This is a genomic window from Duncaniella muricolitica (assembly GCF_910574735.1).
GTDB classification, from domain to species: domain Bacteria; phylum Bacteroidota; class Bacteroidia; order Bacteroidales; family Muribaculaceae; genus Duncaniella; species Duncaniella muricolitica.
This window is the reverse complement of the sequence record NZ_CAJTCF010000020.1, coordinates 1-12509: the sequence shown is the minus strand read 5'-3', so window position 1 is coordinate 12509 and position 12509 is coordinate 1. Positions and strand designations below refer to the sequence as shown.

7 protein-coding genes are annotated in these 12509 nt (G+C 47.1%); 1 reads left to right on the top strand and 6 read right to left on the bottom strand.

The window, feature by feature from the left end; genetic code table 11:
• Positions 1-141 precede the first annotated feature (141 nt).
• From QGT73_RS06005 to QGT73_RS05995, 3 genes are all read right to left on the bottom strand, one after another.
• Positions 142-1590 carry a DUF4099 domain-containing protein gene (locus QGT73_RS06005; protein WP_068960674.1) on the bottom strand — a complete coding sequence of 483 codons (1449 nt, stop codon included), beginning with the start codon at positions 1588-1590 and terminating at the stop codon, positions 142-144.
• A 45-nt stretch (positions 1591-1635) separates the two neighbouring features.
• The gene (locus QGT73_RS06000) at positions 1636-2004 is read right to left on the bottom strand and encodes a hypothetical protein (RefSeq protein WP_016411857.1); all 369 of its coding nucleotides are present in this window, start codon (positions 2002-2004) and stop codon (positions 1636-1638) included.
• A gap of 179 nt (positions 2005-2183) precedes the next feature.
• Positions 2184-2780, bottom strand: coding sequence for a hypothetical protein (locus tag QGT73_RS05995; protein ID WP_068960675.1), 597 nt, complete (start codon positions 2778-2780; stop codon positions 2184-2186).
• 302 nt (positions 2781-3082) lie between these two features.
• Here QGT73_RS05995 and QGT73_RS05990 point away from each other — a divergent pair, with 302 nt between their 5' ends.
• Entirely contained in the window at positions 3083-4420 is a 1338-nt protein-coding gene (locus QGT73_RS05990; protein WP_068960676.1) for a sigma-54-dependent transcriptional regulator, read from the top strand.
• A 51-nt stretch (positions 4421-4471) separates the two neighbouring features.
• Here QGT73_RS05990 and QGT73_RS05985 read toward each other — a convergent pair whose 3' ends face one another.
• The 3 genes from QGT73_RS05985 to QGT73_RS05975 all read right to left on the bottom strand — a co-directional run.
• Positions 4472-10615 carry a MutS N-terminal domain-containing protein gene (locus QGT73_RS05985; protein ID WP_425278388.1) on the bottom strand — a complete coding sequence of 2048 codons (6144 nt, stop codon included), beginning with the start codon at positions 10613-10615 and terminating at the stop codon, positions 4472-4474.
• Positions 10605-11060: a DUF1896 family protein gene (locus QGT73_RS05980; RefSeq protein WP_068960678.1), complete on the bottom strand. Its 456-nt coding sequence runs from the start codon at positions 11058-11060 to the stop codon at positions 10605-10607. The genes QGT73_RS05985 and QGT73_RS05980 overlap by 11 nt, the downstream gene beginning before the upstream one ends.
• A gap of 22 nt (positions 11061-11082) precedes the next feature.
• The coding region (locus tag QGT73_RS05975) for a TraM recognition domain-containing protein (RefSeq protein WP_280121840.1) at positions 11083-12509 on the bottom strand (1427 nt) is incomplete at its 5' end.

Genomic DNA, 12509 nt, shown 5'->3' with positions numbered 1-12509 from the left:
TCAGCCGGGAGGTTTGGAGAGAATGACACGGGGAGTTCGCGACCTCCCCATGTCGGCGGAAGGATTGCCATATCATCGCTTGCGCACGCGAGGGAATGGCGGTCTGCTCAATCCAGAGCTTGCGGATAAAGTGGTTGAAGGTCAGAGTTTGGGGCCTTTTGGCTTTTGCTGTTTCTTCTGCTCTTCGTTTTTGGGTTCGGTCTGCCCCCTCTGGAGCGGTTCCTTAACCCCTTTTGTGGGTTCGTTGGTCTTACCCTCATTGTTGACAGCATATTGCGTCTTGCTCTCGCTGGCTATGCCGACAACCTTCTCTTTGTCGGGATAGACATAGGTCTGCTTCGGACGCTGCTTTTCAGGGTCAAACTGGAGATAGACCGTGCAGGGATTCCCGTTTCGGTCAGGGATTTCTCCTACCATAATCTGTTTGCCGGCACGATAGTCAGCTTGGGCGGTTTCGGAGAGCGGCACACCTTTCCATTTGGTGAGGTTCTTGATGTTGCCCTCCTTGTCGAGCCATGAGTTGTACTGCTGTCCACCCTGTTCCTGAGATTGCTCCCGCTTCTGGCGGTATTGTTCCGAGTTGACGAAAACCACATCGCGCTTGTCGGCATTGTACTGAAGGTCGGCGGTAAACTTCCGTCCGTTGGGCAGTTCGATATGCTGCTCTCTGATTATGCCTCCGTCTTTGAGGATGCCGATCTGCTTCATGTCAAGTTCGATGTTGGCGACCTTGTTCTTGATGTAGATTTTATCCATGGGGATACTTTCAATCTCATTGGTGAGACGGTCGATGCTGACGAGCGACTTCTTGACCTCCCCGGTTTTCGGGTCGGTGAGGTCAACAGGTCTGCCCAGATTTCCTGTCTTGCGGAGCTGAGCCTTGTCCTCGTCCGTGAAGGTATAGCCTTTATAGGCTTTGTCGAGCTGAGGCTCGTGCTTCACGAAATGAGGCGTGAGGGTAAAACTGCCGTCAGGATTGGACTTGAACGAGAGCCGGGCCTGTGCCTCGAATTTCTCGCCGCCGATTTCCGGTCTCACGGTAAAAAGCTGCGGAGACTTGTGGTTATATACAATCTGCTGCATTGCTCCGGATTTTTCGAGGTCATCTCTCTTGATGCCCCATTGTTTTTCGATGGTGTCCCAGTCAACTTTGTTGGGGTCAACCGGTGCCATCTTGATTGCGGTCGAAGTCTCCTTTGCCGGAGTCTGGTCATGCTGTTCAGTAACCGTCTGTTCCTTTGCCATTGATTTGGTGTCAACCTCAAATGGTTTAAGGAGGTCGGCGTTAGCCACAGGGTCTTGGAGCATATCGGACATTGCCGGGCCGATTTTGTCGAATTCAGTTTCAGGAATCTTGAAGAAACCGAATAGCGAAGGGTTCTTTGCCTGTCGGATGAAGTTCGACATGAAGGCTTCGAGGGGATTCTGACCTTTGGAAAATTTCACAAGGTCACTGAGCTTCGCGGATTTTACATCCGCCATTTTCGGGGTGCCGTCGGGATTCTGTCCCACGACTGCGCCGACCTGCCCTGTTTCGTTGTTGCGGGCAATCAGCACTTCAGATTGTTGCTGTTCTTTGTTTTGTTCCATTAAAATTATTTGGTTAAACATTACGCCGGACTTGCGGCGCGATAATTATCTCTGGGGTGCGGTTGATTCATCTTCAATTTCGTTGGGAACAAAATTGTTGGTGATGTAATCATCGAACTGGTCTTGTGTTACAAAGACAGTGTGTCCGTCTTTGCTTGACCAATAACTGATTTTCTTCTCAGCACGAAGTCGCCGGAATGTCCTCGGACTTTTGTTGAGACCTATGGCGAGGTCTTCAAGCATTATTATCTCTTTGCCTTTGTATTTCAGCTTGGCTTTACCGGACTTTTCGGCTATTTCTTTCAAAGACTCTGTCATTGAGCCGAGAAGAAATACCATTGTTCCTACTGCGTCCATGATCCATTTCTTGAATGGTTCGGACTCCGGATATTGAGGAGGTGGTGAAGTATTCATATCGGGTGTTGTTTAAGTTTTACGATGCAAAGTTACTGCGGCTTTTCTCGGGCATTGTAAGCATCGGATAAGTGCTGATGTTTTATTGTTTCAAATGTCTTATCTTTACTGAAATTCAGATATATATTTCTCTCATTACACTCAAAACCATAAGCAAGTATCAGCGTCTAAGCATACTATCATGCTGCAAGCTCGGCATTTACTACATCCACCATGCTGTCGAGGAAGTAAGTAACGCGGCTACCTTTGGCCGGACAACGGCGTTTTATTCCGTCTCTTGCATTTTGGTATTTCTTCGGGTCGAATTCCAGACCAAAAAGGGAATGGAGACCTTTTTTAATATGCTGCTGTGTCGCTTTACTTCCGCCGTTGATGAGTTTGCAAGCAATTATAAGGTGTATGAGTTCACAGAAGTCTGCATAATTGCCTGTAAAAGTAACTTCTGCCGTAGTTTCCTGCACTTCTTTATTTTCAGTGACAGGGTCTAATGCTATTTTCGCTGATACAGCCATCTCAATCTGATTGAGCAGACATTTGGCTATTTCAAGGATACGCTTTGCATAACGGCTCAACAAGCCCTTAGCATAGCCAAGTATTTCAGCCACTTCGGAAATGAATATTGACAACCCCGTGTGTATTACTCGCCAATGGGTGTTGCTGTGAGCATATTCCACAAGTTCGGCTCTCATATCTGAATAGTGTGCCTTGATGTTGTCTTCATCGCCATCTTCCAACTGGAGAAAGAACTTGGCGTTCAGGAGGGTAAATATTTCCATATCATTTGTCGTTTTGTGTTACGCCAATCCTTAATTCGTTTTATTGAAAATGGTTCGCCGTGAAATTGAATTTATTTTTAGTTGCTTATTATCCAATATATTAACTGCGTAAATATGAGTCTATATGTCTTTTATTAAATTGTTAAAAGTGTTGTTTTTGTTATACACTGTGTTGTATATTCAACATTTTATGACTGCGATTAAGTATGTATTTATCTAAGCAACATGACTTAAAATTGGATGAAATTTAGTAACTTTGCAATGATTATTTGCGAACAAATACCCTATATACATTTGTTATTATGGATGAATTTCTAATCACAACCCAAAATAGTCTTATGAATATAGACAATGATCCACCGAGTAGTCGGCGCCTTCTCATCTATAGTTCCCGGATAGAGGATGGCAAGAAGCTGGAAGAGGTATTTTCCAAAACGGGGACAAAAGTACAGACTACCAATAGTGTCAGCGATGCAAAAAGGATACTCGAAAGAAATGATTTCAGTATGCTTGTTGTGGCAGTCGCAGACAAAGATTGCGATGGAATGAAACTATTGGAATGGACAAATGATACTATTTTAGGTATCAAGAAAGTTGGAATCGCAAAAAATCAATGTGTCGAGCTATATAATAAGGTGTATAAGCTCGGTGCAGACCATCTTTTCTATTTCGACTCGCTTGTAATAGACAAGCTCACACTTGCTATCGAAGAGTTGCATAAGAACGGGAAAAGATGGTTTGAGCGTAAAAGCGGAGGATTTCAGGGATGCTCCAAGAGAATCATTGCTGAATGTAGTTCAGATGCCACATTACTGCTTGCCGGGCCTCATGGCGTAGGCAAAAGTGCCATAGCAAGACTCATACACGATAACAGCCCTCGTCGTTCTGAACCATTCATCGTTGCGGAATGTGCCCATTACATGAGCGCAGCGGAAACAATGGATATATTCCGTGGAAAAGAATTAGGTATCAAGCATCCTCTCTACCGCAACCAACAAGGGTTATTGGCTCAGGCCAACAGAGGAACGCTGTTTATCCATGAGGTATGCCACCTTCCTATCCATGTTCAGGAAGTTCTTGCAACTGTTATCCAACGAGGCGTTTTCACACCGCAGAACCTCACGAAAGAGGTAAAATTCTCAGGTCGTATAATATTCTCGACAAATGTTGATCTCGCTGAAAAAGTAAGAGCCGGTGAATTTTCGGAAGCATTATATCATTGCATACATAGTAATGTATTGCGAGTTCCACCCCTATCAGATTGTCTTGATGATGTGATTCCACTTGCAGAATGCTTCATAAAACAGTATTGCGCCGAAAATGGATTAAGTGTCCCCCGTTTGACAAAAGGGGCTATCAACAAATTGAATAATCACATCTGGGTCAGCAATGTCCGCGAATTATACAGCACTATTGTCCGTGCATGTTCTGAATACAGAGGCGACACCATTGGCAAGGATGATATTACATTGTATGAGACAGAAAAAGAAGTCAGCCATCACTCCCGAAGGTATCGTGTCACCAAAGCCTTACAGCACACGAAGGGAAATAAAGCACAGGCGGCTAAACTGCTCGAAATCAATCGTACAACTCTATATGCGTGGATGAAGGCAGAAGGTATTTCAAAGGATTATAGATAAGGAATTGAATGGCGACGCTCTATTTTTCAAGAGTGTCGCCATTCAATTTATCTACAATTTCGGGCCGGCGGCGCGGAACCCTCCGGGGGGAGTTATGCCACAACCACCAATTATGATGCGGGAACTTAACGGTTCCCGTTCTTTGTATATGGTTGTCGGCTCTGCCACCATTGACTTCTTGGAGTCCTGACTCTGAGACGGTGCAGGTTCATCGAGTAGCTCTCCGTTGCCTTTTGTCGGCGTGACTACTTTGGCACGGGCGGCTTCCTCAGTATCGCTGGGTTTCAGTTCCGCAGTTATCTTGCGGTCGAGGCTGGCGAGTTCGGATTTGAGCTGCTTCAACTCCTCCTCTTTGCCCCATTGCTTGGCGACAATGCCTTCCAAGATTGGGACATCGGCTTTGAGTTTGGCGGTGCGCTCCTCATATTGCTCAACTATGCCGGGGATTTTCTCCAGTGCGTTGACAAAATTCATACAGGCGGCGTGAGTGTCGCTCATGGCAATGAAGCCGTTGTTGTACTTGTATTTATATGAGCCTTCGACAACGAAGCGGTTCTGCACTCCCTCACGACCGTCAATCAGGGTATGCTCTGATATAATGGAGATTGGGAAGCCATAGACCTCACCAACACGCTGATATTGTCCGTGGGTGTCGGTACGCTGTGCCAGCCCTTGCAGGTGAACTCCCATATTCTGCTCGTCCTTGAACTTGCAGCCATCAACAGTGAGGTTGTTGACGGGGTTGCCATCCTTATCTCGCTGGACTACGGAGGAATATTTTTCATAGTCCGCCTTCATCCGCTCCATAGCCGCTTCGTTGTTTTGAATATCATGGGAAATGGTACTCAGACGGAACTCGGCATCAGCACGGCCCTTTCCAAAGGATTTACGCTCACTCTCCAGTGACGCGATGCGTTTCTCCAACTTGGCTTTATCCAACAGGTCTGTATTGCCGGAGAGGATAGCCATATACTCAGAGAAATTCATGCCTGATTTCTCATCCATAGCACCTTCGTCAATAGTTCTCGCTCCGAGCGCTCCGGATTTCAACTGCGCAATGAAAGTGGCCTTACAATGAAGAAGGTTGAACTTGTAGGAGTCCAGCGATTTCTCTACTGCATAGATGATTACATCCACTTTGTTGTCAGCATATAGTTTGGCAATCTCGTTGCCTGCACGGACTCCTCGACCGTTGCGCTGTTCCAGATCACTTGGGCGCCAAGGTGTATCGGTATGATGAATTGCGACACACCTTTTCTGGGCGTTGACTCCGGTGCCAAGCATTGAGGTAGAGCCGAACAGGACACGAACATCACCGTCGTTGGTCGCCTGAATCACAGCCTTTCTTGACCGCTCAGTCTTGCACTCCTGAATGAAGCGGATTTCATGCGGCGGTATGCCATAGTCCTCAATGAGTTTGCGCTTGACCTCCGAATAGAAGTTCCATTCGCCGGGCTTGTATGTCCCAAGGTCGGAAAATACAAACTGAGTCCCGCGCTGCTCATCATATTTATGGTAATACTGAGAAATCATCTTGGCGCAATGGCTGGCCTTGTTGTTCGGATCATCGGAATAACTGGGGTCAATCATTCTCATGTCGAGAGCCATCTTTCGGGCATAGTCGGTGGCTATGAGCATCTTCGCCTTCTCCTCGGTGTCTGACAATGGCGCACGACCTAAGATTGTGGCATCGCCACTTTTGGCAAACTCCATAAGTTTCTGAATGAAAACCTCCTGCTCCTTTGTCGGAGGGATGTTATGGAGAATCTCATTCTTCATCGGTCGGTCAACACCCACATCTTCTGCGGTTCTATAGTCCGTGATTTCGTTGTAAAAGGCTGCCAACTCCGGCACCTTGATGAAGTAGCGAAAACGCTCCTTCTGTACCAGATTGTTGGTAACATTGAACTCGAAGTCGGTAGTCTTCTTGGCGAATATTGCCGCCCAAGCGTCGAAACACCTTATCTCCTGCCTTTCAAGTTCTTTCGGACGCAGATACTTGAACAATAGATACAACTCTGTCAATGAGTTGGAGATTGTCGTACCACTGAGGAAAGTAGCACCGAGGTCTTTGCCATTCCTCTCTTGGATGGTACGGATTGCATACAACAGGTTGAGTGCCCTCTGGCTTCCCTCACTATTGCCTAGACCTGCCACTCTATCATGGCGTGTGTTGAACATCAGGTTCTTGAAGTTCTGCGACTCATCAACGAAAATGTGGTCGATGCCCATCTGCTTGAAATCCACGACACTATCCTTATTCTGCTCCATCTGATATTGGATGGTGGCTATCTTGGCGGTCAGATTTTCCTTTCGCTTGATAAGACCTTTGAGCATACCACGGGAAATGTCGTGTCCCTGCTGCTTGATGACTTCAAGATTCTCCTCAACCGTATCAAGTTCCGCTTGCAGGATTTGCTGCTGCATTTCCGGCGACTGCGGTATCTTGCCGAACTGGTCGTGCGACATTATCACGCAGTCATAATCGTTGGTCTTAATCTGATTGAAGAAGGCGACTCGGTTATCTGCCTTGAAACTCTTTTCATCGGCGTACAGAATACGGGCATTGGGATAGGCTGTCTGGTAGGTCATGGCAATCTCCGCGACATTCGCCTTCATGCCGATAATCATCGGTTTGTTGGCGAGTCCGAGACGCTTCATCTCATGTGCTGCAATGCACATTATCAGCGTTTTACCCGTACCGACTTCATGGTCGCAGATGCCACCGCCGTTCTGTTTCAGCATCCATATACAATCTTTTTGCGACTGGTATATAGAGCCGATTCCATATCGGTCGCCCAACAACTTCATATTGAGGTCAGGGAATGTCTGATGCGCTCCATTGTAATGTGGACGGACGTAACAGTTGAACTTAGAATTGTAAAGGTCAACCAATCTGTCCTTAAACTCCGGAGACTGAGCATCAAGCCATTCAGAGAAACCATTGCGTATTTCATCAATCTTGGTGTTGGCGAGTTGGATTGCCTCTGAATCCGGTACTTTGATGTCGTGACCATTCTCATCCTTGCCTATTGACTTCTTGATGTCGGGCACTGTGTTGTGCAGGGCGTGTTTGAGAAGGCTCATGCCGTCATATACACGATAGTAGCCTCTGACACAGAACTCCTCCCATATCTTCATATTCTTGCGGCGTGCGTCACAAGAATACTCATCCATTGATGAAGAATAGGCAATTTTCACATCAGTACCATAGAGATGACTCATGTAGGCCGAGTAAATGCCTGTCGGTATCCAGCGTTCACCGAAGTTGAAGTCCAGTTCATCGAAAGTAATCTTTCGTGGAATGGCTTCCTCCAACGCTTTCAACGAGTCTTTGGAAATTTCGATGAACGGTTCTATGCCGTCATAACCGGGGAAATTCTCGATGCGTTTTTCCTCACGGTCAATCCATGCCTTGATGTCCTCCGCTTTCTGAACCACATTTCCGGCGATGAAGCGGTCGGCAATCTCATACTTCTCCACAAGTGGATTGTAATAGATGTGACCTTTGAGAGCATCAAGCAAATCCCATTCATATTCACCGACAATGGATCCGGCAGTCTTGTCAATGCCGAGAAGGTCTGCCATGTAGTCCATATTGACCTCGCCGTATTTATTGAGCGAAGCCATAAGAGCGTCCTGCGGCATCTCAACCGATGTAATTTCATCCTGTGAGAATGAGACCGGATGGTCGAAAATATCAGCCTTTACGAATACACCATTTTCTCCACGTTCAAGGGCAAGAGCGTCGCGACCGTTGGCATCCATGAGAATGAACTTGACATTCTGTTTCTCATTAAGGTTGCCATACTTATCCACGAACTCATCGTAGTAGTCATTGAGGTGTTGACGCAACTCGGTTGAAGCCTCATGCGTCTCGGCCTCGAAGTTGTAGAGCTGCTGATACGTTTCAGAGAGGGTAACATATAGCATTGCTCTTTTCTCCTGCTCTGGTTTGAGTGACAGCGGCGAGAAAGTCGCGCCATTCTTGCGAACCTCCGAGAGAAAACCGACCTGCCCCTTGTCAACGACCATAGAACCGTTGTGGTGGAAGAACTGAATATCCTCCGAGAAAGGACGGGGAGACATATCAAGTTTTGCCGGTTTGGGAGCTTCTGTAGCTACTCTTGGCTTCGGGACAAAATCACCTTTTGATATTTCGATAATAGTGCCGTCTTCGGTGATTGTCTCTTTCTTGGCCGCTTCCATTGCCTGACGTTCAGCCTCCATTTCTGCGAGTTGACGATGGGCGATGCTCATCATCGTCTCGTAGAAGCCATTGATGGGAGGATTGGTTTCCCAATCAAGAGATCCGTAAAATTCCAACTCCTTTTCAGAGAGCGGACGGAATTTCTTTGCCTGAGTGTCGGTTATCGTAACCGTTGGCTTTGGCTTTTCTTCCGGCTGTGCAGGTTTTGGTTGACGTTGTGGCTTGCCGATAGGCTCCAGTTCTCCGAAAAGATTGTAGGCGAACAAACGAGGGTCAGGATTATCATTGTAATCCGGGCTACCAGATGTTTCTATTTCCTTATCGGATGGTATTGGGGTTGGAGGTGGCGTTGGATCATCATCCTTTGGTGCAGGAGAAGGTTCTGGCGGTTCTGGCTTGGGAGGGTCAGGTTTCGGCTGATTCTCTGGCTTCGGAGTGTCGCGCTTCACCGTCTTTTTCTTCATCTTCGGGTCTTCCAACTGCTCACATATAGCGACGCGGTTGCCGGCTCTGACCAGTTTGGGCAGATACACATCGAGAGCATGGTGCGGAAATCCTGCCAACTCTATGCTACTCTTGTCACCATCCATACGGCGAGTAAGGGTAATTCCCAAAACCTCCGACGCTTTGACCGCATCCACACCCATGCACTCGTAGAAGTCACCGACACGGAAAAGAAGAATGGCATCAGGGTGTTTCTTCTTCATCTCCCGATATTGCTGCATCAACGGAGTATCCGCTATACGCTTCGGTTTTTCGACCTTATTTTCAGAGGTTCGTTTTACAGGTTTAGGCGATGGCGGTTCAGGTGTTGGCGGCGTAAGACTCCTATTATTATAGAAGTCCAGATTCAGACGCAGTTTCAGCGACTCATCGAGTGCCGTTCGCATATCGCTGGCGATACCATCAACCCCGCCCTCATGCTTGTAGATGATAGCCGGTTTGCCGAACTGGTCAGTGCCGACCTTTGCCTCAGTGCAGATAACGTTCTGAGGGTATGCCGCAAAATATTTGTTGTTGGGAGCTTTTGTCTCACGGTCAACAATCGACTGGATAAAAAATTCCTCATCAGCCGACAACGCCTTCTTGTTGGTATGCTTCTGAAGAATAATCAAATCAGACCCGGCATCAGTTCCGGCATTGTCTGAAAAGGTATTGTTCGGCAGACGGAAAGCTCCCACAAGGTCAGCACGACGCATCATCTCCATGCGCACAAAGGGGCTGGCGGCATTCATCACCCCTTGCGAGGCTATGAAAGCGACAATTCCACCCTCATGTACGGAGTCGAGCGACTTCAAAAAGAAGTAATTGTGAATAGCCTTAGTTGACTGACGGTAGGCAATCTCTTTGCTTGTCGCATATCGAGGGTCGGCAACCGCAAAGTCCCCAAAAGGAATATTGGAGGCTGCCACATCGAAATATCCCTCAAAATCAGGATCAATCTTCTCAAATCCCTTTATTTCGGCTGAGATTGAGGGATGCAGAGCCGATAATATTTTGCCTGTCAGCAAATCCTTTTCAAATGCCAGAGTCTCTGCTCCGGGGTAGTGTTGCAGAAATGAATCAACGAAAGCGCCTTGTCCGGCAGACGGTTCAAGAAAACTGCCAACTTTTACACCACGCTCCTTCATTGTATCAGCCAAAGCATCAATCACCGGCGAAGGTGTATAGAATGCCGTCAGAACAGACGCTTTCAGCGAGTCCATATAGGCGGCAAACTCCTTGTCATTCTTGGAATAGTCGTGGATAAGGCGGCGAAGTTCAACGGTTGGCGCAAACAATTCAATGTCAGATTTGCTCCATTTGGCTGCATCGGCAAGTTCATTAGCATCGTTGAGTATGCACTTCAACCCACCGAATCCGGCATATCTGCCCAGCGCCTCGCGCTCAGCGGCGGTGGGCGGTCGCTTCTCGACACCGAGACGAAACGCGACGCGAATAGCCTCAATGTTGTTGCGCATTGTTTGCAACCTGTTATAAGCCATACTCCTCAAAGAATAAGGTAATACGGCCAATAACCGTCAGTCGGAATACTTCTCCTTCGGTAGTGTTGAAGAACTCTTCGCCAAGAGTAATTCCTTTGAACTCCTCTTTCAACTCATCAATGAACGTGAAAGTCCAGAACTCAATGGATTCATCTTCAAGTGAGATGTTGTCTTGAAACTCATCAAGCAACAGGCCGCTGATGAAATCGTAAGGTGACATTTCAAATCCGGCATAAAGTGCCGCCATTGCTTTTTCATTGGAAATATACCACTCGTCACCGGCAAGGCGGGATTCAACGAAAACATCGTATGCGTGTTCCGTGCGTGTGGCAATAAACAGATCATCCTCTGCTTCCGGAAATCTATGCTCTGAAAGGTACCGGCGGAGAAAAAGGTTGTAGTAGTCGAGGTCATATCCCCGGCTGTCAAAATGGTTATTTGTCATCAATAAACTTCGATTGATGTTTTCAACCCTTCTGTTGGAGAAGGTGTCGCAATTTAGGGTCAGCATCTATGCGGGCAATCTCATTGTCAACTATATCCCGCACGTCCTGCTTGATTTGGTCGTAGTTCGCCTGAATGTCGGCTTTCATCTTGTGCTTATCCTCCGAGGCATCTTTGAAATCGGTCAGGATTGGAATCGGCACATATTTTTTCATTTCGGCATCGACTTTTTTACTGTCCACGACAATCTCTGCGTGAAAAATCTTCTGGTCAATGCGTTGGTCGATGTTGTCGGAAACCGCTCCGACAAATATTCCCTGTGTCAATGTGGAAATCTTGCTCGGTGGAATAAGCGAATCCATCTGCGTGTTGAATGAGTGGCTTACATCCTGACGATTGATTGATATTGACTGCCGCTTCTGCAACACCTTTCCAAACCGTTCCGACAATGTTTTGGCGGTCGAGCCTACTACTTGCCCGGAGAAGATATTGCCGACGGTATTCATCACGACCGCCGCCTCCGGCTTCCCATAATCACGTTCCAACTGTGAGAAATCCTGAAAACCGAGGCACACGGCAACCTTATTGCTTCGTGCAGTGGCAATTAGATTATCCAAGCCCTTGAAGTATATCGTGGGAAGCTCATCTATTATGACACCGGACTTCAACATTCCTTTCTTATTGATTAGTTTCACGATTCTCGAATTGTAAAGTCCGAGAGCCGCGCCATAGATATTCTGACGGTCAGGATTGTTGCCGACGCATAGAATCTTCGGCTCTTTCGGGTTGTTGATGTCAAGAGTGAAGTCATTGCCCGTCATTACCCAATAGAGCTGTGGCGAAATCATACGAGAGAGAGGTATTTTTGCCGAGGCAATCTGACCTGCAAGCTGCTCCGCTGCTCCTCCGAGCCAAGCATCCATGAATGGTGACAGATAGTTTTCCAAGTCCGGATAGCTGGTTAGAATCGGAAAAATATCCTCATATCTGCGGCACAAAAACTCAATAGCATGAGGGAACGTGCAATATTGTCCACCTTTGTAGATTCGCAAAAACCAGATGATAGCCGCGAACAATACAATCGGAGATTCGACAAAAAAGTCTCCCTGTTTTTGCACCCACGACTTATTAAGGTTGAGCATTATGGTATATGCGCTCTCATAGGCATCGGCAATATCCGACATGAAATCGGGATGAATTGGATTGCAACGGTGGCTGCGCTCCGGATCATCAAAGTTTATCATGTAGAATTTTGGCTCAACATCTCCGTACTTGTCAAGGTGGTTCAACAGGTGGTTGAAAGCGATGGTACTGAGGTCGGGACTCTTGAAATGTAGGCTAAGCACCCGGCGCCGTGTCATATAATCATGACCGGTTTCCAAATACTCGCCTCCGAACCGGACGTACACCTTCCAGCGTATCCGGCTCTCCGTTTTGATATTCAGTCTAT

Excerpts from the sequence above, each read along its gene's own strand:
- QGT73_RS05990 (WP_068960676.1), top strand. The coding sequence starts at position 3,083 with ATGGATGAATTTCTAATCACAACCCAAAATAGTCTTATGAATATAGAC.
- QGT73_RS05995 (WP_068960675.1), bottom strand. The coding sequence starts at position 2,780 with ATGGAAATATTTACCCTCCTGAACGCCAAGTTCTTTCTCCAGTTGGAA.
- QGT73_RS06005 (WP_068960674.1), bottom strand. The coding sequence starts at position 1,590 with ATGGAACAAAACAAAGAACAGCAACAATCTGAAGTGCTGATTGCCCGC.
- QGT73_RS05980 (WP_068960678.1), bottom strand. The coding sequence starts at position 11,060 with ATGACAAATAACCATTTTGACAGCCGGGGATATGACCTCGACTACTAC.
- QGT73_RS06000 (WP_016411857.1), bottom strand. The coding sequence starts at position 2,004 with ATGAATACTTCACCACCTCCTCAATATCCGGAGTCCGAACCATTCAAG.
- QGT73_RS05985 (WP_425278388.1), bottom strand. The coding sequence starts at position 10,615 with ATGGCTTATAACAGGTTGCAAACAATGCGCAACAACATTGAGGCTATT.